General features: G+C 65.3%; 24 protein-coding genes. 17 read left to right on the plus strand and 7 right to left on the minus strand.

What is annotated here, in order from left to right; all coding sequences use genetic code 11:
- The first annotated feature begins 192 nt into the window (after positions 1–192).
- The 5 genes from hemN (at position 193) to MMG85_RS08525 (ending at position 8,284) form a co-directional block, all read left to right on the plus strand.
- A complete protein-coding gene (hemN, locus tag MMG85_RS08505; RefSeq protein WP_241045647.1) occupies positions 193–1,590 on the plus strand; it encodes an oxygen-independent coproporphyrinogen III oxidase in 1,398 nt (465 codons plus the stop codon).
- A 19-nt stretch (positions 1,591–1,609) separates the two neighbouring features.
- Positions 1,610–2,365, plus strand: a complete 756-nt coding sequence (locus MMG85_RS08510; RefSeq protein WP_241045648.1) for a helix-turn-helix domain-containing protein — start codon at positions 1,610–1,612, stop codon at positions 2,363–2,365.
- 210 nt (positions 2,366–2,575) lie between these two features.
- The gene (locus MMG85_RS08515; protein ID WP_241045649.1) at positions 2,576–4,849 is read left to right on the plus strand and encodes a nitric-oxide reductase large subunit; all 2,274 of its coding nucleotides are present in this window, start codon (positions 2,576–2,578) and stop codon (positions 4,847–4,849) included.
- Between the two features lie 329 nt (positions 4,850–5,178).
- The gene (locus MMG85_RS08520) at positions 5,179–5,997 is read left to right on the plus strand and encodes a restriction endonuclease (RefSeq protein ID WP_241045650.1); all 819 of its coding nucleotides are present in this window, start codon (positions 5,179–5,181) and stop codon (positions 5,995–5,997) included.
- Positions 5,998–6,067: 70 nt separating this feature from the next.
- Complete coding sequence (locus MMG85_RS08525) at positions 6,068–8,284, plus strand: AAA family ATPase (RefSeq protein WP_241045651.1); 2,217 nt, start codon at positions 6,068–6,070, stop codon at positions 8,282–8,284.
- A gap of 235 nt (positions 8,285–8,519) precedes the next feature.
- Here MMG85_RS08525 and MMG85_RS08530 read toward each other — a convergent pair whose 3' ends face one another.
- Entirely contained in the window at positions 8,520–8,762 is a 243-nt protein-coding gene (locus MMG85_RS08530) for a hypothetical protein (protein WP_241045652.1), read from the minus strand.
- A 164-nt stretch (positions 8,763–8,926) separates the two neighbouring features.
- Between MMG85_RS08530 and MMG85_RS08535 the strand changes: the two genes are divergently transcribed.
- Genes MMG85_RS08535 through MMG85_RS08555 form a run of 5 tightly spaced genes read left to right on the plus strand, consistent with a single transcriptional unit; the run spans position 8,927 to position 12,228 of the window.
- Positions 8,927–10,183 carry an NnrS family protein gene (locus MMG85_RS08535; protein ID WP_241045653.1) on the plus strand — a complete coding sequence of 419 codons (1,257 nt, stop codon included), beginning with the start codon at positions 8,927–8,929 and terminating at the stop codon, positions 10,181–10,183.
- Positions 10,184–10,188: 5 nt separating this feature from the next.
- Entirely contained in the window at positions 10,189–10,590 is a 402-nt protein-coding gene (locus tag MMG85_RS08540; protein WP_241045654.1) for a SirB2 family protein, read from the plus strand.
- Between the two features lie 5 nt (positions 10,591–10,595).
- Positions 10,596–10,745 carry a hypothetical protein gene (locus MMG85_RS08545; RefSeq protein WP_241045655.1) on the plus strand — a complete coding sequence of 50 codons (150 nt, stop codon included), beginning with the start codon at positions 10,596–10,598 and terminating at the stop codon, positions 10,743–10,745.
- Positions 10,730–10,996 carry a DUF2249 domain-containing protein gene (locus tag MMG85_RS08550; RefSeq protein WP_241045656.1) on the plus strand — a complete coding sequence of 89 codons (267 nt, stop codon included), beginning with the start codon at positions 10,730–10,732 and terminating at the stop codon, positions 10,994–10,996. The genes MMG85_RS08545 and MMG85_RS08550 overlap by 16 nt, the downstream gene beginning before the upstream one ends.
- Entirely contained in the window at positions 10,993–12,228 is a 1,236-nt protein-coding gene (locus tag MMG85_RS08555; RefSeq protein ID WP_241045657.1) for a hypothetical protein, read from the plus strand. The genes MMG85_RS08550 and MMG85_RS08555 overlap by 4 nt, the downstream gene beginning before the upstream one ends.
- A 198-nt stretch (positions 12,229–12,426) precedes the next feature.
- Here MMG85_RS08555 and MMG85_RS08560 read toward each other — a convergent pair whose 3' ends face one another.
- Positions 12,427–14,490 carry a TonB-dependent copper receptor gene (locus MMG85_RS08560; RefSeq protein ID WP_241045658.1) on the minus strand — a complete coding sequence of 688 codons (2,064 nt, stop codon included), beginning with the start codon at positions 14,488–14,490 and terminating at the stop codon, positions 12,427–12,429.
- Positions 14,491–14,704: 214 nt separating this feature from the next.
- Between MMG85_RS08560 and nirK the strand changes: the two genes are divergently transcribed.
- From nirK to MMG85_RS08585, 5 genes are read left to right on the plus strand one after another with little or no spacing between them, the layout of a single operon-like run.
- Positions 14,705–15,763, plus strand: coding sequence for a copper-containing nitrite reductase (nirK, locus tag MMG85_RS08565; RefSeq protein ID WP_241045659.1), 1,059 nt, complete (start codon positions 14,705–14,707; stop codon positions 15,761–15,763).
- Positions 15,764–15,770: 7 nt separating this feature from the next.
- Complete coding sequence (locus MMG85_RS08570; protein ID WP_241045660.1) at positions 15,771–16,553, plus strand: SUMF1/EgtB/PvdO family nonheme iron enzyme; 783 nt, start codon at positions 15,771–15,773, stop codon at positions 16,551–16,553.
- Entirely contained in the window at positions 16,550–17,116 is a 567-nt protein-coding gene (locus tag MMG85_RS08575; protein WP_241045661.1) for an SCO family protein, read from the plus strand. The genes MMG85_RS08570 and MMG85_RS08575 overlap by 4 nt, the downstream gene beginning before the upstream one ends.
- Positions 17,117–17,171: 55 nt before the next feature.
- Entirely contained in the window at positions 17,172–17,627 is a 456-nt protein-coding gene (gene azu, locus MMG85_RS08580; RefSeq protein ID WP_241045662.1) for an azurin, read from the plus strand.
- Positions 17,628–17,686: 59 nt separating this feature from the next.
- On the plus strand, positions 17,687–17,926 hold the full coding sequence (locus tag MMG85_RS08585; RefSeq protein ID WP_241045663.1) for a hypothetical protein: 240 nt from the start codon (positions 17,687–17,689) through the stop codon (positions 17,924–17,926).
- 39 nt (positions 17,927–17,965) lie between these two features.
- Here MMG85_RS08585 and MMG85_RS08590 read toward each other — a convergent pair whose 3' ends face one another.
- The 5 genes from MMG85_RS08590 to MMG85_RS08610 form a co-directional block, all read right to left on the minus strand.
- Positions 17,966–19,495 carry a PepSY-associated TM helix domain-containing protein gene (locus MMG85_RS08590; protein ID WP_241045664.1) on the minus strand — a complete coding sequence of 510 codons (1,530 nt, stop codon included), beginning with the start codon at positions 19,493–19,495 and terminating at the stop codon, positions 17,966–17,968.
- Complete coding sequence (locus MMG85_RS08595; RefSeq protein WP_241045665.1) at positions 19,492–19,767, minus strand: hypothetical protein; 276 nt, start codon at positions 19,765–19,767, stop codon at positions 19,492–19,494. Before MMG85_RS08595 ends, MMG85_RS08590 begins: the two co-directional genes overlap by 4 nt.
- On the minus strand, positions 19,757–20,035 hold the full coding sequence (locus MMG85_RS08600; protein WP_241045666.1) for a hypothetical protein: 279 nt from the start codon (positions 20,033–20,035) through the stop codon (positions 19,757–19,759). The genes MMG85_RS08595 and MMG85_RS08600 overlap by 11 nt, the downstream gene beginning before the upstream one ends.
- Before the next feature lie 31 nt (positions 20,036–20,066).
- Positions 20,067–22,352 carry a TonB-dependent receptor gene (locus MMG85_RS08605; protein ID WP_241045667.1) on the minus strand — a complete coding sequence of 762 codons (2,286 nt, stop codon included), beginning with the start codon at positions 22,350–22,352 and terminating at the stop codon, positions 20,067–20,069.
- 147 nt (positions 22,353–22,499) lie between these two features.
- Positions 22,500–22,724, minus strand: coding sequence for an IS3 family transposase (locus MMG85_RS08610; RefSeq protein WP_241045668.1), 225 nt, complete (start codon positions 22,722–22,724; stop codon positions 22,500–22,502).
- Between the two features lie 278 nt (positions 22,725–23,002).
- Here MMG85_RS08610 and MMG85_RS08615 point away from each other — a divergent pair, with 278 nt between their 5' ends.
- Positions 23,003–23,287 carry a transposase gene (locus MMG85_RS08615; protein ID WP_241045669.1) on the plus strand — a complete coding sequence of 95 codons (285 nt, stop codon included), beginning with the start codon at positions 23,003–23,005 and terminating at the stop codon, positions 23,285–23,287.
- Between the two features lie 52 nt (positions 23,288–23,339).
- On the plus strand, positions 23,340–24,200 hold the full coding sequence (locus MMG85_RS08620; protein WP_241045670.1) for a hypothetical protein: 861 nt from the start codon (positions 23,340–23,342) through the stop codon (positions 24,198–24,200).
- Positions 24,201–24,319: the final 119 nt, after the last annotated feature.

Consider the following 24,319-nt stretch of genomic DNA (forward strand, 5'->3'; position numbering starts at 1 on the left):
TCGTGGTATCCGATCACTGCGCCTCCCTGTGCCCAAGGCCCGACGGCCGGCTCCAGCCTAGTGCCGCGCTGGAGTATTGCCAACCTGAGCGCACCAGCCCGCGCCCTCACGACCCTGAAGCCTGCGACGGAAAGCCGCAGCCGATTGACCCATATCAAGGACAGTCCCGTGGCGCTTGCCTAGGCTGCACCCATGGCCAGCCTGTCCTACCTGTTCGATCCCGAGTTGCTGCGGCGTTACGACACGCCGGGGCCGCGCTACACCTCGTACCCCACCGCGCCGCAGTTCTCGCCGGGCTTCCAGGAAGCCGACCTGCGCGAGATGGCGGCGATCACCAACGGGGACCCGATTCCGCGCCCGCTGTCGCTCTACCTGCACATTCCGTTCTGCACCAGTCCATGCTTCTACTGCGGCTGCAACCGCATCATCACCCGCGATACCGCGCGCGGCGCCGCCTATCTCACCCGGCTGTACCGCGAAGTGGCGATGACGTCGGCGCTGTTCGACCGCGACCGCGACGTGGAGCAGGTGCACTTCGGCGGCGGCACCCCCAACTTCCTGTCGCCCGCGCAGATCACCGAAGTGATGGACGTGCTGCGCCGGCAGTTCTCGTTCGCGCCCGCCTCCAGGCTGGACTGCTCGATCGAGCTCGACCCGCGCTTCATCACACCGGACGAGGTGGGCGAACTCGCCGCCGCAGGCTTCAACCGCGCGAGCCTGGGCGTGCAGGATTTCGATCCGGACGTGCAGCGCGCCGTCAACCGAATCCAGAGCGTCGAGCAGACACTGGCGATCATCGAGGCCTGCCGCACGCATGGCCTGCAGTCCGTGAACGTGGACCTGATCTACGGCCTCCCGAAGCAGAGCCTGGAGGGCTTCTCGCGCACGCTCGACATCACCCTCGAGGCACGACCCGATCGCCTGGCGATCTACAGCTATGCGCACCTGCCGTCGATGTTCCGCCCCCAGCAACGCATCAACGCCGACGACCTGCCCACGCCCGAGGTGAAGCTGGGCCTGCTGCAATGCGCGATCGACAAGCTGGGCGAAGCCGGTTACGTCTACATCGGCATGGATCACTTCGCCCTGCCCGGCGACAGCCTGGCGCTGGCCCAGCAACGCGGCGACCTGCACCGCAACTTCATGGGCTACACCACGCACGCCGAGAGCGACCTGCTGGGTCTTGGCGTCAGCGCGATCAGCCACATCGGCCCGAGCTTCAGCCAGAACCCGCGCGACCTGGGCAGCTGGGAGCAGGCCATCGACCAGGGCCATCTGCCGGTGTGGCGCGGCATGCGGCTGGAAGAAGACGACGTGATCCGCGCCGACGTGATCCAGCGGTTGATGTGCGACGGCGCACTGGACTACCGCGACCTCGGCCGGCGCCACGTGATCGACTTCACGACCTATTTCGCCGACGCCCTGGAGCGCCTGCGCCCGCTCGAAGACGACGGCCTAGTGGAGCTGGCGACCGACGGACTGCGCGCGACCTCGCACGGGCGGTTGCTGTTGCGTATCATCGCGATGTGCTTCGACCGCTACCTGCCCACCGCCGCAGCCTCGACGCCTCGCTTCTCGCGCACGGTGTGACCTCGACGGGAGTATCCGCATGACCTCGCCGCTGGTCTTCCCGCGCACCGACGCGAGCGTGGTTGCCGACGATGGCGATGCCCTGCACTTCTGCTCCACCTGTGCTTTCTCGCAGGCCTGCCTGTCCGAAGGCATGGACAAGCGCGCGCTCATGGACCTGCACGTGCTGGTCGAACACGTCGGCCCGCTGCGCGCAGGCGAGCACGTGTTCCGCGAAGGCGATCCGTTCGGCGCCATCGCCGCGGTGCGCGCGGGCACGGTGAAGACCTACCAGATCGACCGCAACGGGCACGAACAGGTGCTCGGCTTCCACCTGCCCGGCGAGGTGATCGGCCTCAACGCCATCCACGGCGACCGATACCCGTGCAACGCCATCGCGCTGGACACGGTGATGCTGTGCCGGTTCTCGTTCCCCAAGATCGCGCTGCTGGCCGCACGCCTGCCCAACCTGCAGGCGCACCTGTTCAAGCTGATGAGTCGCGACATCGGCGTGGCCTCGCTGTTCGCACGCGATAACACGGCCGACGAACGCATGGCCGCGTTCCTGATCGGCCTCTCGCGCCGGCTGGCCGCACGCGGCTTCTCGCCGCGCCGCTTCCAGCTGACGATGGCGCGCACCGACATCGCCAACTACCTGCGCCAGGCCCCGGAAACCGTCAGCCGCGTGCTGCGCCGTTTCGAGAAGGACGGCCTGCTGCACATCAAGCAGCGCGATGTCGAGATCCTCGACCTGTCCCGCCTGGAAGCCCTCGCGCTCGCCGTGCTGCGGGATTGAGGGCGGCGGATCCCTTGTAGGAGCGACGTGAGTCGCGACCGGACGTTCTCCGGTTTACGTGTGGCTGATCGGCAGTCGGGCCGTGCGGTCGCGACTCACGTCGCTCCTACAGAGAGCACACCGTCCGATCCGCTCCCCGCTTGACCTGCGTCATGGAGCCTCCGGGCCGGCGCGCCGATGATGCGGCCGTTCCTTCAGGAGAGCCGCATCATGAATTCGACACGCAAGTTGTGGGTGGGGTTGGCGGCCCTGCTCATTGCGTCGTTCGCCGTCCTGCTCTGGGTCGGCAGCGAAGTGCATCGCCAGGCGCCACCGTTGCCCGAGCAGGTCGTGGCGGAGGACGGCCGGGTGATCTTCACCCGCAAGGACATCGAGACCGGCCGCCAGGTGTGGCAGTCGATCGGTGGCCAGCAACTCGGTTCCATCTGGGGTCACGGCGGTTACGTGGCGCCCGACTGGGGCGCGGACTGGCTGCACCGCGAGGCCGAGGCCATCCTGGATGGATGGGCGAAGCGCGACACCGGTGCGGACAGCTACAGGCAACTGGATGCCGCCACGCAGGCGGCGTACGCCGCGCGCGTGCAGGCGCTGATGCGGCCGAACACCCATGACGCCGCGACGGGCACGATCACGCTGTCGAACGATCGCGCCGACGCCATCGCCATGGTCGGCCTGCACTATCAGAGCCTGTTCTCCGCCGATCCGGCCACCGGCGACCTGCGCGAGGCCTATGCCATGCGCAACGACACCGTGCCCGACGCCGAACACCGTCGCCAGCTGACCGCGTTCTACTGGTGGGCCGCCTGGTCGTCGGTGACCGAGCGTCCCGGCGAGAAGATCAGCTACACGGCGAACTGGCCGGCGGATGCGCTGGTCGGCAACACGCCGCCGCCGAGCGCCTTCATGTGGACGGTCTTCAGCGTGCTGTTCCTGATCGCCGGCATCGGCCTGCTGGGCTGGCACTACGCGGTCAACCACGGCGACGAGATGGCGCCGGTGCTGCCGAATAGCGATCCGCTTGCGAAGATCAGGATCACGCCCTCGATGCGCGCCACCGCGAAATACTTCTGGGTGGTCATCGCCCTGTTCGTGGTGCAGATCCTGCTGGGTGCGATCACCGCGCATTACCAGGTGGAAGGCCAGGAAGCCTACGGCTTCGCGCTGGCCGACATCCTGCCGTACTCGCTCACGCGCACCTGGCATACGCAACTCGCGGTGCTGTGGATCGCCACCGCGTGGCTGGGCATGGGCTTGTACATCGGCCCGGCGATCTCCGGGCATGAACCGAAGTTCCAGCGCCTGGGCGTCAACTTCCTGTGGACCTGCCTGATCATCATCGTGGTCGGTGCGTTCACCGGACAATGGTTCGCGGTGATGCAGAAGCTCGGCCTGGAGCACAACTTCTGGTTCGGCCACCAGGGCTGGGAATACGTCGACCTCGGCCGCTTCTGGCAGTGGTTCCTCTTCATAGGCCTGACCCTGTGGCTGGTGCTGGTGGGCCGCGCGCTGTGGCCGGCCATCCGCAACGGAGGCGAGTCGCGCAGCATCGTCAGCCTGCTGTTCCTGTCCACCGTGGCGATCGGCCTGTTCTACGCGGCCGGCCTGATGTGGGGCGAGCACACGCACCTGTCGATGGTCGAGTATTGGCGCTGGTGGGTGGTACACCTGTGGGTGGAAGGCTTCTTCGAGGTGTTCGCGGTGGCGGTGATCGCCTTCCTGTTCACCCGCCTGGGCCTGCTGCAGACCAGGACCGCCACGGTGGCGGTGCTGTTCGCCACCATCGTGTTCATGGCTGGTGGCGTGCTGGGCACGCTGCACCACCTGTACTTCACCGGCACGCCGACGGCAGTGATCGCGCTGGGCGCGAGCTTCTCGGCACTGGAAGTGGTGCCGCTGGCCTACGTGGGCTTCGAGGCGTACCACAGCTGGAAGATGGGCAAGGCCACGCCGTGGATGCAGCGTTACCGCTGGCCGATCCAGTTCTTCATCGCGGTGTCGTTCTGGAACCTCGTGGGCGCGGGCCTGTTCGGCTTCCTGATCAACCCGCCGCTGCCGCTGTACTACATGCAGGGCCTGAACCTGACGCCCAACCATGGCCACACGGCGCTGTTCGGCGTGTACGGCATGCTCGGCATCGGCCTGATGCTGTTCTGCCTGCGCGGCCTGAAGCCGGACGTGGTGTGGAAAGAGAAGCTGCTGAAGACCGCGTTCTGGTCGCTCAACATCGGCCTGGCCGGCATGTCGCTGCTCACGCTGCTGCCGCTGGGCATCCTGCAGCTCCATGCGGCGCTGGAGCATGGTTACTGGTTCGCACGTTCGGCGGAATTCATGCAGCAGCCGATCGTGGACATGCTGGTGTGGATGCGCGTCCCGGCCGACACGCTCTTCAGCGTGGGCGCGCTGGCGCTGGTGTGGTTCGTGGCCAGCCTGTGGCTGGCCCCGCGCCGCGAGCCGCTGCCGGTCGCACAACCCAGCGAAGCCTGACCCTGGAACCGGCCTCTCCGGGTGGGGAGGCCGGGCCACCTGCTGCAGGTTGCAGCCCGAGAGCCGCGAAAGCGGCTCTCATTCTTTTGCTGGCATCGGAGGAGAATCCTTCTCCCCGTTCACGGGGAGAAGGTGGCCGAAGGCCGGATGAGGGGCGCCGAAGCTGCAGACCCACACGCGTCCGGAAGCTCTCCCGGCGCAACGTCCACACCCCTCACTCGACGCGCGCATGCACGAACACGCCGATTCCCGACGAACGGCGCAGGGCCGATGGTGCGCGGCCCCGCTGATCGCGTTATGGTCCGTCACGGGGTGAAAAGGGAAGCCACATGGGACGTGGTGGTCGCGGTTTCATCGACAACCTGGCTGCACTGCCATGGCCAGTTGGGCTGTGCGTAGGGAGCGTGGGCTACCTGGCCGTCGCGCACGGCATCCCGCTGCTGTTCGCGCGCAACAGTGCGATGCCCGGCGCCTTCCGGGACTTGAATCCGTTCCTGCCGCTGGCGTGGGTTTTCCTGGGCCTGTGCATGATCGCAGCCGGCATGTCGTTTTTCAGGGCGCGAAACACGCGCCGGTTGCTGGATACCCGCACCGGCCTGGACAGCATGGCCGCGCTGGGTTGGCGCGATTTCGAGCGGCTGGTGGGCGAGGCGTTCCGCCGCCGCGGCTACGCCGTGGAAGAAACGGGCCTGGGTGGCGCCGATGGCGGTATCGATCTGGTGCTGCGCCGTGAGGGCCGGCGCATCCTGGTGCAATGCAAGCAGTGGCGGCGCGAGCGTGTGCCGGTCAACGTGGTGCGCGAGATGTACGGGTTGCTGGCGCATCACCGTGCGGATGAAGTGCGCATCGCGGCGTTGGTGGGATTCACGCCGGATGCGGCGCGATTTGCGGCAGGCAAGCCGATTGCGTTGATAGACGGGCCCGCCTTGCTGGCGATGATCCGGCAGGAGCAGAGGACGGGCGGTGCTGCCAAAGGTGTGCAGGCAAGGGGCGAACCTGCGATCAGCGCGAAAGGGCCGAAGGATTCATCCGCGCCGACGTGTCCACGCTGCGATACGGCGATGGTGCGGCGGAGCAATCGGCGCACGGGCGAAACGTTTTGGGGGTGCCCGGCGTTTCCGATGTGCAGGGGGACGCGAATATTTTAGGCCAACTACGCTATGAGCATAGAAATGAAGCTGCACTCTGAACTCGCCCTTTTAGAGGGATGTGCTGACCATGATTGAATCTATAGCATTCTCCCGCGTTGCAACCTATGGAGCCCCAGGCGAGCAATTAAATGGGCTATCGAAACTCAACTTCGTGTTCGGCTCGAATGGCACCGGGAAAACAACTATCAGCCGTGTGATTGCGGATGAGGCAAAGTTCCCAACTTGCAACGTTTCATGGAAGGCAGGAGCGAAACTCCAGCCGTTGGTCTACAACCATGACTTCGTCGAACGGAACTTCAACCAATCGACTGAGCTCAAAGGAGTGTTCACCTTAGGCGAGCAACAGCAGGACACGCTTGCAAAGATAGCAACGGCCAAAGGTGAACTTGACGCTCTGGCAGCCAAGATTGCATCACTCAATCATGGACTGCATGGCATAGATGGAAATGGCGGAAAGAAAGGCGAGTTGGCAGCACTTGAGATCGGACTAAAAGATAAGTGCTGGGCGCAAAAGCAGAAGTACGACTCAAAGCTGCAGAGTGGTTTCGAGGGATTTCGAAACAGCGCGGAGAACTTCAAGAGAAAAGTTCTTCATGAGCAAGTGTCGAATACAGCAACACTTCTTACCTTGGCAGAGTTGGAGAAAAAGGCGGAAAGTATCTTTGGGCCAACACCTGTGACGGAGGCATCAGTTCCCAACGTCGCGACGACGACGCTACTTGCCAAGGAAGCAGATCCCATTCTGAAGAAGCGGGTCATTGGCAAGGACGACGTCGACATTGCCGGAATGATCAAAAAGCTAGGAAATAGCGACTGGGTCCGCGAAGGTCGTAACTTCTACCAAGCAAACGATGGAACGTGCCCGTTTTGCCAACAAGGCACGAGCAATGCATTTGCCCGAAGTCTAGAAGAGTACTTTGACGAGACGTTTGTAAAGGACAGTACGGCGATCGAGGACCTCGTCACCGACTATGCGACTGAAGCGGCTCGTGTCAAGCAACAGATCGCTTCGATCATTGAGTCGCCGTCCAAATTCCTAGCTATCGACAAGCTGAAAACAGAGAAAGAACTGTTTGATGCGAAGGTCACGCTAAACAATCAGCGCTTGGCAGGAAAGAAGAAGGAGGCAAGCCAGGTCGTGGAGCTGGAATCGCTGAGCAACGTCTTCGCGGCGATAAATGCCTTAATTGATGCAGCCAACACAAAGGTGGCTGAACACAACAGCATGGTTAACAACCTTGCGACTGAACGCGCGACCTTAACAACACAAGTTTGGCGCTTCGTTCTAGAAGAATTGAAAGCTGACCTTGCAGCGTTCAAGACAGCGAAAGATGGCTTAGACAAGGCCACAGCGTCACTAACGACGCAGATCGCAACCGCGACGACAGATAAGACGGAAAAGACGACCGAAATTCGTGAGCTAGAAAAGCAAACGACAAGTATCCATCCGACGATTGAAGGTATTAACAGTCTTTTGTCGTCGTTTGGATTCCAAGGCTTCAAGCTCGCGGAAGCAGCAAGTGGCACATCCTACAAGTTGGTGCGTTCGGATGGTTCCGATGCTAAGGCTACGTTGAGTGAGGGCGAGAAAACCTTCGTCACCTTCCTCTACTTCTACCATCTACTTAAAGGCAGCGATACAGACAGCGGGATGACTACTGACCGAATCGTGGTGTTCGATGATCCAGTCTCAAGCCTCGACAGCGACATACTGTTCATTGTTGCTAGCCTAATAAAAGGGCTTTTCGACGAAATGCGCTCTGGAACCGGTAATATCAAGCAAATTTTCGTCCTCACGCACAACGTCTACTTTCACAAGGAGGTTACCTACAACCCCAAAAGGACGGGCGTGGCAATGAACGAAGAAACGTTCTGGATTGTTCGCAGGTCTGGACCCATGTCGAAGTTAGATAAGCATCAGACTAACCCAATCAGAACTTCTTACGAGTTACTTTGGGCGGAGGTTAGAAAACCTGAACGATCCAATCTCGCCATCCAGAATACGCTGCGACGAATCCTGGAGAATTACTTCAAAATTCTAGGAGGAATGGAGTTTGATCAACTCTGTTCGCTCTTTGAAGGAAAGGAGAAGCTAATTTGCAAATCACTGTGTTCGTGGATACACGATGGGTCGCATTACGCACATGACGACCTTTACGTCACGATTGATGACGCGATGGTGGATGCTTATCTGAAAGTGTTTAGGGCAATCTTTGGTAAATCGGGTCACGGGGCCCACTACAGAATGATGATGGGCGATGCCTTTGTGGAGGAGGCAGCGTAGCCCGGTAAGCGCAGCGCACCCCTGGCGCTTCACACGGAGGCGCTACGTTTCCCCGGGCGCGGCCTTTGGCCTTACCAGGGCTATTTGCTACGACCTCGCGCGACGTCCGGATAACTCCGGGTGCGGCGCCCAGGGTTACCCAAGTGTTACGGGTGGAGCGGATCCCGGCTCGGACAGTGATTGCTTCCTGCTGCCGGACATGGCGCCGGAATCCTTCGCGATCATTCGTCGATCACTACGAACACCCACCACAACACTGCCCCGCCTTGTGGCCGCGCGATTCGTTCTCGCTGGCTTCTGCATGTTCGCCGGCCTCCTTGAGGATGGCGATCACGCGTTCGGTGGGGAGCGTGGTCATCACGACCAGGCGGCCGGTGCCGGATTCCATCGTCACTTCGGCTTCCGGGTCCCAGGCGCGAAGCGCCTCGGTCATGGCCTGCTGGCGTTGCTCGGAGGATGCGGGGGCGTGGTCGGACATCGGGCTTGCTGTCGTCGTGAGTGCGCGCTTGCGCGGATGACGGAACTGTAGGGGCTTGCCAGTCGCGCAGCCTTGACCCGAATCAAGACGACGACAGCCACCGAATCACGGCCCGCCTGACCCATGTCAAGGCGAGCGCATGCGGGCGCGGGCAAGCTGCCCGCATGAAGATCGACATCGTGCCTCCACCCCGCCCGCGTGCCACGCCACCGATGCCCGGCCTGTCGCCCGCGTGGCTCGCGCACGCGCCGCACCGACTGATGTTCTTCGTCGGCGCGGGCAACGTGGTGTTGGCAATGCTGTGGTGGGCGCTGTGGCTGGTGGCCACGCGCTGGGGCCTGTGGACGATGCCCGAGACCGCGATCTACGCCGGCTGGCTGCACGCGTTCCTGATGCAGTACCTGGTGCTGCCCAGTTTCATCTTCGGCTTCCTGCTGACCGTGTTCCCGCGCTGGATGGGCATGGCCGACTTGAAGCGCTGGCACTACGTGCCGGTGGGGCTGGGCCTGATGGGCGGACAGTTGGCGATCCTGCTCGGCGTCGCAGGCTGGCAGGCGGGACTGACCGTCGGCCTGTGGATGGCGTTGGCTGGCTGGACCGCCGCGCTCCTGACACTTGGCCGGTTGCTTGCCGACGACAGCGCGAAGACCTGGCATGCGCGCTCGTGCTTCGCCGGGCTGCTGCTGGGCTGGCTGGGACTGGTGATGTTCATCGCCTTCGCCTTGGGTGCATCGCCGACCTGGGCCTTCGCCAGCATCAAGCTCGGCGGCTTCGGCCTGCTGCTGCCGGTGTACGTGACGGTGGCGCACCGCATGTTCCCGTTCTTCGCCGGCAACGTGGTACCGGGCTACGTGCCGTGGCGCTCGCTGCCGTGGCTGGGCGTGGTGTGGGCGCTGCTGACGCTGCATCTCGCCCTGGAACTGATGCACGCCTATGCATGGCTGTGGCTGGCCGACGTGCCGCTGCTCGTGCTCACCACATGGGCGGTGCATCGGTGGTGGCCGCGCGGCAGGATGCCGGGCCTGCTGGCCGTGCTGTTCATCGGCACCGCGTGGTTGCCGGTGACGTTCCTGCTGTACGTGGTGCAGAGCGTGACCTTCCTCGCCACCGATGAGTTCGTGCTCGGGCGCGCACCGATGCATGCGATGTTCATCGGGTTCTTCGGCAGCCTGCTGGTGGCGATGGTGACGCGGGTGACGCAAGGCCACTCGGGGCAGCCGCTGGTGATGCCGAACGTGGCGTGGTTCGCCTTCGTCGCGATCCAGGCGGTCGCAGTGATGCGCGTCATCGCCGACCTCGCACCGGACACGATGGCGTGGCAGGCGGCCGCTGCGGTGAGCTGGCTGCTGGCGCTGGCGCCGTGGGTGGGGCGGATCGGCGGCATCTACCTGCGTCCGCGCGCGGATGGGCGGCCGGGATGAGCGCCATGATGATGTTCTATCCCGACATCAAGCTGGTCCACATGGGCGCCGCGATGACCAGCGGCACGCTGTTCGCGCTGCGTGCGCTCGCCCTGCTGGCCGGCATGCACTGGCCGCGCGCGGCGGCGGTGCGCTACCTGAGCTATAGCATCGACACGGTGCTGCTGACCGGCGCGATGATGCTGCTGACGATCCTCCCGGCCAGCCTGTTCGCCAATGGCTGGCTGGTGGCGAAGATCGCCTTTCTTGTCGCGTATGTCGGGCTGGGCATCGCGGCCTTCCGTCCCACACGCGCGGCTGGTGCGCGTGCGCTGCTGGTGGGCGCGGCCGTGTTGTGCTTCCTGCAGGTCTACGGCATTGCGCGCGCGCATGACCCGTTGGGCTGGCTGCTCTGGCTGGGGAATTGAACGTCATGGACACTTCACTGGACACCTCGTTGCTGCCGGACGCCTTCGCCACCTGTGCGTGCTGCGTGCGCGAATCGCTGGATGCGGCGGGGGTACTGCTCGATTGCGCATCCACCCGGGACGAAACGGAGGACGACGCATGGCACATGCCGTGACCCTGCTGCGACTGGATCTGCGCGACCTGGCCGCACCCGAACCGATGCAGCGCATCCTCGACTGCCTGCGCACGCTGCGGCGCGGCGAGCGGCTGGTCGCGCTGACACCGCACCCGCCCGTGCCGCTGCTGCCAATCCTCGATGACGAAGGCTTCGCCTACCACGTCTACGCGGGCACCACGGGCAGCGCCTGCATCGCGATCTGCCACGCAGAGGACAGGCACGCACTGGAACCGCCGCGCGCGGCATGAGCGGGCTGGCATTCGCGCAGGCGCCTCCGCCCCTGGTGCCGGTGCGTTTCCTGCAGTCCGCGCTGGCCTGGGGCCTTGTCGCCGGCCTGTGGCTGGCGTGGCAGGGCGAGGTGGCGTTGCTCTCGCGCTGGACGCCGGCCACGCTCGTGCTGGTGCACATGTTCGCGCTGGGCCTGCTCGGCAACGCCATGCTGGGCAGCCTGGTGCAGTTCCTGCCGGTGGCGGCGGGCAGTCCGCTTCCCTGCCCTCGCCTGGTGCCGTGGCTGCACGCGACGTTCAACCTCGGCCTCGTCCTGCTGTTGGTCACCCTGGCATCGCAGGCGCGTGCGTGCGCCGTGCCTGCCGGCGTGCTGCTATGCGGATCGCTTGCGGTGTTCACGGTGCTGGCGCTGGTTGCCGTCCTGCGTGGCAACGGGCAGCGCGTCGTCCGCGATGGCATCGGGCTGGCGCTGATCGCGCTGGCGATGACGACAGCGCTGGGATTGCTGCTGCTTGCTGCACGCACCGGCTGGCGTGTGCCCGCGCCGCCTGGTCTGGTGGACCTGCATGCGGTGTTCGGCACGCTGGGCTGGGTCCTGGGCCTGCTGGCCGCCGTGGGCAGCATCACACTGCCGATGCTGCAGGGCACGCATGCGGTGTCGTCCGTGGCGTCACGCGTGTGGCAAGCGAGCCTGGTGGCAACGCTCGGCATCGTGGCCGCCGCACAGGTGAACCTGCTGCCCGACGCGGCGTGGCGCGTGGCGGCATGGCCCTTCGCCGTCTTCGGCATCGCCGTGTTCGTATTGCAGGCACGCGCGCCGCATCGACGCAATCCCACGTTGCGCCGGTTCTGGCAAGCGGGCTGTGCATCCCTGCTTGCCGCGAGCGTCACGGCCTCGTGGTCCGGCACGCCGTTGTTGCTGGTGGGCACGCTGGTCCTCGGCGTCGGCCTGCCCCTGCTGGTCGTGGGCATGGCAATGGAGATCACCGGCTTCCTGACCTGGATCGCACTGCGCCAGCGTGTCCCGCGGGGCATGCGCGTACCGGGCGTGGGCAGCCTGTTCGCGGAAGTGGACAAGCGGCGCGCGTTCGCCGTGCATGTCATCGCGGACTTGCTGCTGGTGGTGGCCGCGCCCGCACCGGTCGTGGCCCGTACCGCCGGCTTCGCGATCGCGATCGCCTATGCGGCGACCCTGCACGGGCAGTGGCGCTGCTGGCGGCAGGCGGCGACGTGGCGGCGCGACGATGGCTGATTCTCCGGCACTGCTCGCGCGCGGGAAGTTCTGAACGACAGACCCGTTCGTGGTGAGCTTGTCGAACCACGCTTTCCACGCGGAAGCGGGGCGACCATGGCCGTTGATCTCTCGCAAAGAGCGCGGTTCGACAGGTTCACCACGAACGGCATTGAGGGGCACGACCGCGCGGCGACGGTGCCCGCCGATTCCCTCGCGTCAGTAGCGCAGGTTGAGCTTCACCCAAGCGGTGCGGCCGGGTTCGTTGATGCGCACCGGATCGGCCGGATAGCCGAAGGCGCTGTTCCCGCCAAGGTTGAGATGTTCGCTGTAGGCGCGGTCGAACAGGTTGTCGATGCCGGCGGTCAGCTGCGCGCGTTCGCTGAAGCGGTAGCCGCCATTGAGCGAGAACACTGCGAAGCCCGCGCTCGGCCCGAGATCGCGTCCGACCACGTTGCCCTGCGTGGTGCTGACGCGGTCCTGTGCCGCCACCACGCGCCACAGTGCGCCCCATGTCCACGGCCCGTGTTCGCGGCTGGCGGCCAGGCGCGCTTCCAGCGGCGGCATCTGCGGCAGTGCGGTGCCGGTGTCGCGCACCTCGCCCCACGCATAGGACGCCGAACCGGAAAGCTTCCACCCCGGCGCCGGGCGCCAGTCGATGCCGGCTTCGCCGCCGCGGATGTTCGCGTCCACGTTGTGGGCCCGGGTGGTGCTGCCCATCATCCCGGCGGCGTAATCGAACAGGATGAAGTCCTGCACGCGCCCGGCATACAGCGATACCCACGCATCCACCTTCGCACCCTTGTACTGCGCGCCGATGTCGAGCTGCGTGGTGCGCTCCGGCTGGACGCCGGCAAAGGCATTGGCGGAACCCACCGGACCGCGCGTGGGCGAAAACAGTTCCCAGTAGTCCGGCATGCGCTGCGTGTGGCCGAGGCCGGCATACGCGCCCCAGCGGCCGCCCATGTCGTACTCGTAGCGGGCGAACGCGCTGGGCAGCGATTCCCTGCGTGTCATCCCGGCGGTGGGGTTCGGCGCCGGCATCATGCCGGCGGTGGTGGCGCGCAGATCCTGCGCCTCCGCGCGATCGATGCGCAGGCCGCTCATCAGGTGGTGCTTGTCGGTGATGTGCCAGTGCGATTCGGCGAAGGCGCCCCAGCTCTGGAACTTGGCGTCCACCGACCACGGCATGGCGAGATAGGCGCCGCGTCCCATCGCGCTGCGCTTGCTGTGGCGGCTGGCGCGCAGGTCCAGGCCGGCGGTCACTTCCCAGCGATCCTTCTGCCAGGTCGTCGCCACGCGGCCGCCGCGCGTGCGGTGCGCCACGTTGCTGGCCATCGGCATCGGCATGCTGCCGGTGGGGTCGGGATCGCGCAGCGTGTAGTTGTCCATCACGTGGTCCACGTCGTTCTGGTAGACGTTGGCGACCACGGCGTCCAGCACGCCCCCGATGTGCTTCTTCTCGAAGCGCAGCCCGAGGCTGTCGCGCTCGAACTGCGCGCCGTCCATCCCGCGCCCGGCATAGCGGGCCTCCGCATCGCCGATGCCTGCGCTCAGCTCCAGCACGGTGTCCTGGTCCGGCGTCCAGCCGAGCGCAGCATCGGCATTCCACTTCTTCCATGCGGAAGGCACCCGCTCCCCGTTGCCGTCTTCGTAGTCGTCGGCTTCGGAACGGTTGGCCGAGACGCGTGCATAGCCGCGCGGCGTGCCGGCGCTGATGTCCAGCACCTGGTCGTTGCGGCCGTGGCTGCCGGCCAGCACGCTGCCTGAAGCCTGCACGCCGGGCTCGGCGAAGTACGGGATCTCGCGCTCGAAGCGCACCGTACCGGCGGAAGCGCCGCCGCCCCACAGCACGGTCTGCGGCCCCTTGATGACGACCAGGCGGTCGTAGGTTTCCGGCGCGATGTACGACAGTGCGTTGTCCATGCGCGACGGGCATGCGCCGCTCAGCGCGCCATCGTTGGTCATCAGGTTGATGCGCGAGCCGAACATGCCACGCAGCACCGGATCGCCATTGGTGCCGCCGCTGCGCAGCGTGGAGAAGCCGGGGATCGTCTTCAAGTAATCGGCACCGTCGCTGGCGGGCACCGGCTGGCGCGGCAGCTTGGGGTCGGTGATGAAGGTGGTCGCCATCGCGGGCGCGACGCCCACCACGACGATGCCGTCCAGCGCGGTCGTCGGCATCGCGTCGGCGTGCGTCGCAGCGTGCGCGTCGCCCGCATGCGCCAACGGCATGTTGGCGAGCGCGCCCAGCAGGGCTGCGGCAAGCAGGTTACGGGTCATGGCGCATCTCCTCGTGTGATGCGGCCATTCTCGCGACGCACCCTAGAGCGCAGATGCGACGCGTTGTCGCAGGCGTGGCGACGCTTGACTTTGGTCAAGCCCGCGCGCGAATCCCCGCGTTCCACCCCGCCGGATTGATCGAAATCAACGTTACATCGGCATGGCGTTTCCACCATAACCCCACACCCACCGAAGAGCCAACGAAGGAAAAGCCATGAGACGCCTTTACCCATCCCTGCTTGCCTGTGCCCTCGCCGCGATGTTCGCCGGCCCCGCCTTCGCGGGTGGAGAGGGCGGCAAGATCACCCCCGCCGGTGAAACCATCCACGCTGTGCTGACGGCGCCGCCGATGGTGCCGGCACCGATCACGCGCAAGACGCCTGCCCATGTCGTCGTCGACCTCGAGATGATCGAGAAGGACATGCGGATGGCCGATGGCGTGACCTACAACTTCTGGACCTTCGGCGGCACGGTGCCGGGCAGCTTCATCCGCGTGCGCAAGGGCGACACGGTGGAGTTCAAGCTTAAGAACCGCCACGACTCGCACATGTCGCACAACATCGACCTGCATGCCGTCACCGGCCAGGGCGGCGGCGCAGAAGCCACGTTCACCCTGCCGGGCAAGGAAACGCAGTTCTCGTTCAAGGCGCTGAATCCCGGCCTGTACATCTACCACTGCGCGATGGCGCCGGTCGGCATGCACATCGCCAACGGCATGTACGGCCTGATCCTGGTCGAGCCGGAAGAAGGTTTGCCGCCGGTGGACAAGGAGTTCTACGTGGTGCAGGGCGACTTCTACACCGAAGGCGCGTACGGCGAACCCGGCCTGCAGCCCTTCAGTCTGGAGAAAGCGATCGACGAACATCCGACCTACGTGGTGTTCAACGGCTCGGTGGACGCGCTGCAGGGCGACAACGCGCTGACGGCCAAGGCGGGCGAGACGATCCGCATGTTCGTCGGCAATGGCGGCCCCAACCTGGTGTCCAGCTTCCACGTGATCGGCGAGATCTTCGACAAGGTCTACACCGAAGGCGGCAGCAAGTACCAGGAGAACGTGCAGACCACGCTGATCCCGGCGGGCGGTTCGGCCATGGTCGAGTTCAAGGCGGACGTGCCGGGCAACTTCGTGCTGGTGGACCACAGCATCTTCCGCACGTTCCACAAGGGCTCGCTGGGCATCCTGAAGGTGGAGGGCGAGAAGAACCCCGACATCTATACGGGCCAGCAGCACGACATCGAGTACCCGGAAGCCAAACCGGCCGACAGGAAGTGAGCCCTCGATGAAACGGACGTTGCCCTCGACCGCCTCGCTCTTCCTGCTCGCCATGGCGTCGGCGCTCGCCATTGCCGGCGATGCAGGCAACGGGTACCGGCACGTCGAGGGCGGCGACTTCCGTTCTTCGGTACGTTTCGAAGAGACCACCCGCGTGGTGCGGGTGGCTTCGTTCTCGCTGATGGCGCGACCGGTCAGCAACCGCGAGTTCGCCGGTTTCGTCGCGCGCCAGCCGCAGTGGCGACGCGACCGCATTCCCACGGTGTTCGCCAGCCCGGGATATCTCGGCCACTGGGCCAGCGCCGATGCCCCGGGCGATGGCGTAGATCCGGACGCCCCGGCCGTGCACGTCAACTGGTACGCCGCCGATGCCTACTGCCGCGAGCAGCAGGCGCGCCTGCCCCGCTTCGTGGAGTGGGAATACGCGGCGGCGGCCGATGCGACCCGGCGCGACGCCCGCGGCGATCCGCGATGGCGGATGCGCCAGGTCAACGACGGCACGCCGCATGCGATGGATGCAGCCGCCGATGCGCCAGCCAACGCCTACGGCATCCAGGGCCTGCACGGCGCGTACTGGGAGTGGAGCGAGGACTACGCCTCGCTGCTGGGCGATGGCGACCGTCGCGGCCAGCAGGATGGCGACAGCCTGCGCTACTGCGGCGCCACTGCGCTGGCCTTCAACGATCCCGGCGACTACGGCGTGGTCAAGCGCTTCGTCCTGCTGTCGGCACTGCAACCCGGGGCCACCCTGGGCAACCTCGGTTTCCGCTGCGCAAGGAGCACGCCATGAAACGCTTGTCCTTCTTCCTGTCCGCCACGCTGGCCCTTGTCGGCAGCCTGCACGCGCAGTCGCTGCCGGGCGATTCGGTCTACCACCTGCAGGCGACAACGCAGGATGCCGGCAGCCGACCCGTCGCGTGGTCGTCGCTGCGCGGCCAGCCGCGCGTGGTGTCGATGTTCTATACGAACTGCCACCTGATGTGCCCGCTGATCATCGAGAACGCCAAGAGCGTGAAGAAGCAGCTCGCGCCGCGCGAACGGGCGAAGCTAGGCATGGTGATGGTCAGTTTGGACCCGGCGCGCGACACGCCGGCCGCCTTGCAGGAGGTCGCCCGCCGCCATCGCGTGCCGAAGGGCTGGCAGTTCCTGGCGCCCGCCGGCAACGACGTGCGTGCGATCGCCAGCGTGCTGGATGTGCGCTACCGCTTCCGCGACGACGGCAGCATCAACCATACCAGCATGCTGGTGTTGCTGGACGCCGACGGCCGCGTGCGCGCGCGCAGCGTGGTGACCGGAGCCGCGGCGGATCCCGCGTTCCTGATCCAGGTCAAGGCAGTGCTCGCCGAGCCGTGATGACATGGCAGCCACACCTCTTCCCGATTCTCATCATTCCCCAAGGAGCCTCTCCATGAAACTGTCCCGCACCTTCGTCGCCATCGCCCTGCTCAGCGCCGCCGGCATGGCACAGGCCGCCGGCAACTGCACCGTCAGCCTGAAGGGCGACGATGCGATGAAGTTCGACCTGAAGGAAGCCACCGTTTCCGCCAGTTGCCCGACCATCACCATCGAACTGATCCACAGCGGCAAGCTGCCGGTCGCCGCGATGGGTCACAACGTGGTGGTGTCGAAGACCGCCGACCTGGCAGGCGTCGCCCGCGACGGCATGAAGGCGGGCGCTACCGGCGCCTACGTGCCCGCAGGCGACGCACGCGTGATCGCACATACCTCGCTGGTGGGCGGCGGCCAGAAGACGAAGATCACCTTCCCTGGCAAGAAACTCACCGCCGGCGGCGACTACAGCTTCTTCTGCAGCTTCCCCGGCCACTCCACCCTGATGAAGGGCAAGCTGGTCGTCACCAAGTAATCCGATCCGTCAGATGATGCGCCGCCTGCGGGCGGTGCATCTTTCTTGTGGTGCAGGCCATGGAATATGTCATCCGCCTGGGCGATGCCCCCATCGACCTGGCCGTCATCGAACGCCACCTGCAGGACCTGGATCCCGCAGCGGTGCTGGACCTGGATGCCCCGTCAGGATGCCTGCGCTGTTCCACCAGCGCACTCGCGGTGGAACTGCTGATGGCCCTCGCGCAGGCCGGCCATCGCGTCACGCCCGACACCATCGAACGCCTGCCGTCGGTGTGCTGCGGTGGATGCAGCGGGTGACCGCCCGTCGCAGCCACAGCCACAGGATCCGGCGTCGCGCTACAAGGCCCACACGCTATGGACGTCGCCCGTCCTGCCGCGTTTGCGTACCGCGGCTGCCATCCGCCAGAACGCCATCGCCATCAGCAGTGCGGTCGCATCGATGAAGAACCGGTGCCAGTGGCCGTGCCCGAACGCTGAGACCAGGTGTTCGCCTGACGCCACTGCGCCGGCCACGGGAATGGCGGCAGTCACTACGGCGCACACCCACAGCAGTTCGTTCGCCGCGTGCGCGGGACGGCGCAACAACGCCCACGCCAGACACGCGAAGAAGACGGCGTAATACACCGACGCTGCTGCCCATGTCGGCAGCAGCGCGGCCGCGACGAACACCGCCGACACGCCCGCCACGCAGCCCAGGCAGACACCGAGTGTCAGCGCTGCCATCACCCGTGTGCGCCGCGGCTGCGCCACCTCGCGACGCTTGCGGCGCGCCTCGATCCACAGCAGGTTGCCGCTGTAGAACAGGAACGCGCCGGCCATGCCGAGCACGAAGTAGAGCCACTTCACCGCCACGTCGCCGAAGTTGCCGTAATGCAGGTGCTGCAGGCCGCGCAGGAAGGCCATGCCAGGCGGGTAGTCCTTCGGTGGCAGTGCCTTGATCAGCTCGCCGCTGGCGGCATTGAGCGCCACGCCGCCCATGGCGTTCAGCCGTCGCTGCGGCAGTTCGCCATACAGGGTGACCTGGGCATTGGCGTCGCCGGCCTCGTGGTAGTTGAGGCTTTCGATGACGATGCCCGGCAGCGCCAGCTCCGCCCTGCGTACCAACTCGGCCACCGGCAACATCGGGCGCGCCACGCCGGCAGGCTCCACATGCGGCGCCACGTCGAAGTCGCTCTCCAGGATGCCGAGCAGCTTGTTCTCGTACACGAGGAACTGGAAAGGCGCCAGCATGAGGAAGCCGATGGTCAGCACCGCACCGCTCCAGGCGAAGATCACGTGGAATGGCAGCGACAGCATGCCGATCACGTTGTGAGCGTCCTGCCACATGCGTTTGATGTTCCGTCCCAGCCGCAGCGCGAACAGGTCTTTCAGGAACCCCGGCGCATAGATCACCACGCCGCTGACCAGCGCCAGACCGTAGAGGATGCAGAACACACCGAACAGGTACATGCCGAACGTGCGCGGCAGTCCCGCGGTGAAATGCAGGTCGTAGATGAACTCGACGAAGCCGGCACGCGCGGGCGCCTGCTGCAGCCCCTCCCCTTCCAGCGTGAATTTGTGCTGTTCGGAGGTTTTCTCGTCGAACCAGTACAGCTGCGGCCGGGGACCATGCTCGCCGGGCAGCGTGACGAAGAAGGCGTGGTCCGCTTCCGGATGCTTCGCCAGTACGCGGTCCATCAGCGCCTGCGCCTGCGCGAACCCGGCATCCCGCGCGGGCGCCGCCTCGGCGGGACGCTCCCAACCTTGCAATTCGTGCACGAACACAATGATCGCGCCCGCGTAGAAGGCGATGAACAGGCCCATGCCCGCCACCAGGCCGACCCAGGTGTGCACCGACAGATACGTTCTCAACGTGGCCGCCTTCATGCCGGCAGCTCCGCCGCCCAGCCGAGCATCTTCGACACATGGATCAGGCTGAAGCACAGCAGCGTCGCGCCGCCCATCCACAGCCATGCGCGCAATCCAGACTTGAACAGGAAGGCGACGGACATCACCGCGACCCAGACCGGAAACGACATCAACAACCACGGCAGCGTCACTCGCGTCAGCTCGCCTGGCCAGTGCAGCGCCACCAACCCCACGATACCCACGGTCAGCGGCAGGCCCAGCAGCGCCGCAGCCAGCGACTTACCCCACATGGCGTTTCTCCTGCCGTGCATGCCACCACGCATCGAGGTAGGGCAGCGCCACCAACCCCGTCATCAGAGCCGTCAGCGCGGCAAACACGCCGCCCCATACACCCAGTTGCGCATAGGCCAGCGCGACAGACAGCAGCGTGCACAGCCATGCGAAGGCGCGCAACGGACGCTTTTTTGCGATCACGCCCGGCACGAAGCGCTGGTGCGCACAGGCTAGGTAGAAGGCCAGTGACGCGGCCAGCGCCGGCAGCAGGTACAGGATGTTCATCGTGTGGACTCCATGCGGCACATGCCAGGCTTCACCAGCGGTAGTCGAACCCGATGCCGAACACCCGCGGGGCACCCAGGATCACGTTCGGGCTGTCTTCCGACCAGGCGTACTGCGTATACCCCTTGTCGAACAGGTTGCTGGCGAACACGTAGGCGCTCCAGTCCGGGTTCTCGTAGCCGAGGCGGCCGTTGACCAGCGTGCGCGAGGACAGTCGGCGCGCGTCGCTGCCGATGTCCGGCGTCACGTCGCTGCGGTGGTTGACGTTGAGATTGGCCAGCCAGTGCTCGCCCAAGCGCAGGTTCGCGCCCACGGCGAAGGTCCAGCGCGGCGCATAGGCGAACTCGGAGCCGGTGTAGTCGCTGATCTGCGCATCGAGGATGGTCTTGAACTCGTCGTAGCGCGTGCGCGAGTAGCCCAGCGACGCATACCAGTCGAAGCCGGTGCCCACGCGATGGCTGGCTTCGATCTCGAACCCGTACAGGTGCGCCTTGCCGGCGTTGACGGTGTGGTAGTCGTAATCGTTGATGCCGAACAGCGCGGTGACCTGCTTGTCCTCCCAGTCGATGTAGTACAGGTTGGCGTTGAGCGTCAGCCGGTCGTCCAGCCACTGCGAGCGCAGCGACAGTTCGGCGTTCCAGGTGAACTCCGGGTCGTACGCATAGTTCTGCCCGCGTGCGATGTTGAATGTCGAGCCGCCGGAGCGGTAGCCGCGCTGCACGACGAAGGCGGTGGAGACATCGTCCGTCCACGCGTAGCGCACGCCCAGCTTGGGCAGGAACGCATCGAAATCCCGAGTGGATTGCGGCGTCTGGCTGTTGGCCTGCTGCACCATGCCCAGCACGGCCTGGTTGATGCCGGCGATGGCCGGCGCCAGCTGGGAACCGAAGACGGCGGGATCGGGCAGCGTGCCAGCGAAGTCCGCGACGGCGACGGCACCGAACAGGTACTCCTCCTGGTCGTAACGGAACCCGCCGAGCAGCGTCAGGCGCTGGGTGAGGTCCAGCTCGAAGTCGGTGAACAGCGCCATGTTGCGCGAACGCGACTGGCCGTCGCTAGCGTAGTCGACCGGGATCACCGGCAGCGCCTGTGCGTACAGGCCGGCCACGTAGTTCGCGGTCAACGCATCTAGGCCGGCGCCCTGCAGCACGGCGGCGATCGTGGACACCGGCGTATCCACGTTGGTGCGGTTGATACTCACATTGTCGGTCTCGCGCTGCGAGGCATACAGGCCGACCAAGCCACGCAAACGCTCGCCGCGGTAATGAGCGCGGAACTCCTGCGAGAAGGTGCCGTACTGCTCGTCGGTGTCGCCGTACGCTTCGGGACGCTTGGTCAGGTCGGTGTCGAACTGGCGCTGCATGTCGGTGTCCGACCACGCCGTCACCGCCGACAACGACCAGCGATCGGACAGCGCGTAGTCGACTTCCAGCGTGGCGATCTGGCCGAGTGCGTCGGTGGCGCCCGGATAGTCCGAGGTGTTGATGCGGTCGTCGTAGTAGCTGGGCACGTCGTTGCGCGCGTAGGCGTACATGTACGGACCCTTGCGGTCGTCGCGCGTGTAGGTCAGGCGCGCGGTCAGGCCCTCGATGTCCTTGGGCGACCACAGCAACTTGGCGCGCGTCATCGTCGATTCGCGCTCGTCCTCGCCCACGCCGCGTGTCGGGTTATAGACGAAACCGTCGAACGAACGGTCTTCCACCGCTACGCGGAACGCCAGTTCGTCGGCCACCAGCGGGCCGCCGCCGGCGAACGCGATGCGACGATCGGAAGGATCGGAAAACAGCGCGCGGGCGCGACCGGACCAGTCCATCGTCGGATCCTCGGTGCGCAGCACGATGGCGCCCGCCAATGCGTTCTCGCCCTGGATGGTGGACTGCGGCCCACGCAGCACTTCCACCTGCGCGATGTCCCACAGGTCGGTCGGACCGGCATCGCTGACCTGGCTGGGCAGCGCCGCACCGTCGACGTAGATCGTGGCCAGCGGGTTGGGCGCGCCGGCCTCGTTGGCGATGCCGCGGATGGTGAAGCCGCGGTCGCCGTACATCTGCGACACGTTGGCGGTGCGGTTGAGGATGTCGAACAGACTGAGCAGGTTTTCCTGTTCGATCCTCACCGACGTCGACACCGCGACGCTGGCGGTGGTGTCCTGCAGCGAGCGGTCGGTCTTCTCGCCGCGCACGACGATCTCGTCGAGCGTGGTCGGTTCGGGGCCGGGCGAGGAAGCGGTTTGGGCGTTGGCCTGAAAGGCGACGAACAGACACGCGGCCAGCACGGACACGCGCTGGCCGGCAACGTGGGACAGGGGGTACTGCACGGGTGGTTCCCCAGAACGAGACCTTGGGCAGGTCACCAAGGACGCGGCGGCAGGCTGACGTCCGACCGCACTATGCTATATGCGAATAGGAGTCACTTGCAATACGGACCCCCTTTCTGATTCGGCGGGACGCGTCTCGGACGGGCTCTATCCCGTTTCCACGAACGATTCGGTTAAGAATCCAAAGGCCCGATCCTTGGCATCAAGCCTTCGCTGGATGAGCGGGTTGTGGAACCGCTCGATGTAATCGAACGTATCGGTCCTGGCTTCTGCCAGCGTCAGGTAGCGCCGCCGATAGATCCGCTCGCGTTTGAGCTTGCCGAAGAAGCCTTCCGCTGCCGCGTTGTCGCCGCAGCGACCCTCGTCGCTCATGCTGCTGACTCCGAGTGCAGGATCACCTCACTGCGATCCGGCCGTTGACAGCACGCCATCATCACCGCCTTCAGCACCAGGTGACGGTCTTGCACTGGCGCCATCGACCAGCCGGCGACCTTGCCCGATTACAAATAGAGCACCGCGCACAGATACAGCCAACCTTCCCCTGTGCGGATGTAGGTGATGTCCACGACCCACTTGGTGTTGGGCTCGTTGGCGGTGAAGTCACGGGCCAGATGGTTGCGCACGAAGGTCGGGCGAACGCCTGGAGACTTGTGCTTCCAGCATCACCGCTGCGGCACACCAGCCAGTCCGTCGGCCGCCACCAGCCAGGCAAGCCGAACCAGAACGCCTACATCAAAAGTTTCAACGGCCGCCTGCGCGACGAATGCCTCAACGAGTACTGGTTCCCGACGCTGCTGCACGCCCGCACCGAGATCGAGACCTGGCGACGGGAATACAACGAGGAGCGACCGAAGAAGACCCTAGGTGGCTTGGCCCCGGCCACTTACGCCGAACAACTGGCGGCCAAAGCCGCTACGATGAAACCCGGACTCTAAAGAGCCCCGCTACTGAAATCGGTGGGGATGTCGTCACTCACGGGGGGAGCGTATGAAGATCGGCGCGGTGTTGATGTTCGCCATGCTTGGCACGCAGGCGGGACTGGCATGGGCGAATGACGACGATGCCGCTGCCCTGGCCTACTATCCTTCCGTGGAGCAGGTCCAGTCCGACCTTCTGGCGACCGCAGGGGACGCGGAACCCGACGAAATCGCCGGCCGTCAGGCCGGGCGGCTGATGATGCTGCACAGCGCCCTGGCGCATACGGCGAGCAGCAGTGGCAATGTGTCCCAGGCGTCGCGTCCTGCCCGCCAACTGCTCGGCGCGTACAGCCAGGCGTATCGCGCACTCGAAGAAAAGATGCAGGCGGATCCCGACTGGCGCAAGAAGTGCGGCTACTTGGACAACCTGTTCGATACCTGCCGCCGCCAGCGCTTTGCCAGAGAAAAGAACTACTTCAAGGCGAGTCCGCAAGCGGCGCAGGAGACGGCCCAGCTGTATTTTCCGCCTGGGTATCAGGATCGATTCGTGGACCTGACCGGCGTGGGCGGTAGCCGTCAGCGGTTCGCCGACTATCAGAGTGAACGCCGCGAAGCTGGACGTGCCGAGCGCGGACGCGAATTCCGGAAGAAGCTACCTCTCATTCTCGGGGGGCTCTCGTTGATTCCGCTGGCTATCGGCATCATCCTGTTCACGCTTGCGCGCAGAATTGGTTCCTCCCTCGCGCGTTATGAGTTCCACAACACCTCTGCGGGCGGGGTTGTAGAGTTTCCGAGCTTCGAAGCGTCGCAGGCCCATGAAAGGAAACGCCTGTTACAGCGGCTTCTCGGCAATGTCGGCTATTTGATCCTGGCCGTGGGCGTACTGGGATTTGGTTTGGCGGTCGGCGTACAAATCTCAAACTCACAATGAGGAATCTGTGTTGCAATAGGAAAAGCTCTTCCTAGCCTGACACTGATATGGCCGGACACGTCCGCTTCCGGCCAGAAGCGGACCTAAGCGCACTCGGCCGATCGTCTGCTTCAAACTGG

The organism is Pseudoxanthomonas sp. LH2527 (assembly GCF_022539275.1).
GTDB lineage: Bacteria > Pseudomonadota > Gammaproteobacteria > Xanthomonadales > Xanthomonadaceae > Pseudoxanthomonas_A.

Coding starts and splice junctions, on each gene's coding strand:
- hemN (WP_241045647.1), top strand. CDS start 193: ATGGCCAGCCTGTCCTACCTGTTCGATCCCGAGTTGCTGCGGCGTTAC.
- MMG85_RS08510 (WP_241045648.1), top strand. CDS start 1,610: ATGACCTCGCCGCTGGTCTTCCCGCGCACCGACGCGAGCGTGGTTGCC.
- MMG85_RS08515 (WP_241045649.1), top strand. CDS start 2,576: ATGAATTCGACACGCAAGTTGTGGGTGGGGTTGGCGGCCCTGCTCATT.
- MMG85_RS08520 (WP_241045650.1), top strand. CDS start 5,179: ATGGGACGTGGTGGTCGCGGTTTCATCGACAACCTGGCTGCACTGCCA.
- MMG85_RS08525 (WP_241045651.1), top strand. CDS start 6,068: ATGATTGAATCTATAGCATTCTCCCGCGTTGCAACCTATGGAGCCCCA.
- MMG85_RS08530 (WP_241045652.1), bottom strand. CDS start 8,762: ATGTCCGACCACGCCCCCGCATCCTCCGAGCAACGCCAGCAGGCCATG.
- MMG85_RS08535 (WP_241045653.1), top strand. CDS start 8,927: ATGAAGATCGACATCGTGCCTCCACCCCGCCCGCGTGCCACGCCACCG.
- MMG85_RS08540 (WP_241045654.1), top strand. CDS start 10,189: ATGATGATGTTCTATCCCGACATCAAGCTGGTCCACATGGGCGCCGCG.
- MMG85_RS08545 (WP_241045655.1), top strand. CDS start 10,596: ATGGACACTTCACTGGACACCTCGTTGCTGCCGGACGCCTTCGCCACC.
- MMG85_RS08550 (WP_241045656.1), top strand. CDS start 10,730: ATGGCACATGCCGTGACCCTGCTGCGACTGGATCTGCGCGACCTGGCC.
- MMG85_RS08555 (WP_241045657.1), top strand. CDS start 10,993: ATGAGCGGGCTGGCATTCGCGCAGGCGCCTCCGCCCCTGGTGCCGGTG.
- MMG85_RS08560 (WP_241045658.1), bottom strand. CDS start 14,490: ATGACCCGTAACCTGCTTGCCGCAGCCCTGCTGGGCGCGCTCGCCAAC.
- nirK (WP_241045659.1), top strand. CDS start 14,705: ATGAGACGCCTTTACCCATCCCTGCTTGCCTGTGCCCTCGCCGCGATG.
- MMG85_RS08570 (WP_241045660.1), top strand. CDS start 15,771: ATGAAACGGACGTTGCCCTCGACCGCCTCGCTCTTCCTGCTCGCCATG.
- MMG85_RS08575 (WP_241045661.1), top strand. CDS start 16,550: ATGAAACGCTTGTCCTTCTTCCTGTCCGCCACGCTGGCCCTTGTCGGC.
- azu (WP_241045662.1), top strand. CDS start 17,172: ATGAAACTGTCCCGCACCTTCGTCGCCATCGCCCTGCTCAGCGCCGCC.
- MMG85_RS08585 (WP_241045663.1), top strand. CDS start 17,687: ATGGAATATGTCATCCGCCTGGGCGATGCCCCCATCGACCTGGCCGTC.
- MMG85_RS08590 (WP_241045664.1), bottom strand. CDS start 19,495: ATGAAGGCGGCCACGTTGAGAACGTATCTGTCGGTGCACACCTGGGTC.
- MMG85_RS08595 (WP_241045665.1), bottom strand. CDS start 19,767: ATGTGGGGTAAGTCGCTGGCTGCGGCGCTGCTGGGCCTGCCGCTGACC.
- MMG85_RS08600 (WP_241045666.1), bottom strand. CDS start 20,035: ATGAACATCCTGTACCTGCTGCCGGCGCTGGCCGCGTCACTGGCCTTC.
- MMG85_RS08610 (WP_241045668.1), bottom strand. CDS start 22,724: ATGAGCGACGAGGGTCGCTGCGGCGACAACGCGGCAGCGGAAGGCTTC.
- MMG85_RS08620 (WP_241045670.1), top strand. CDS start 23,340: ATGAAGATCGGCGCGGTGTTGATGTTCGCCATGCTTGGCACGCAGGCG.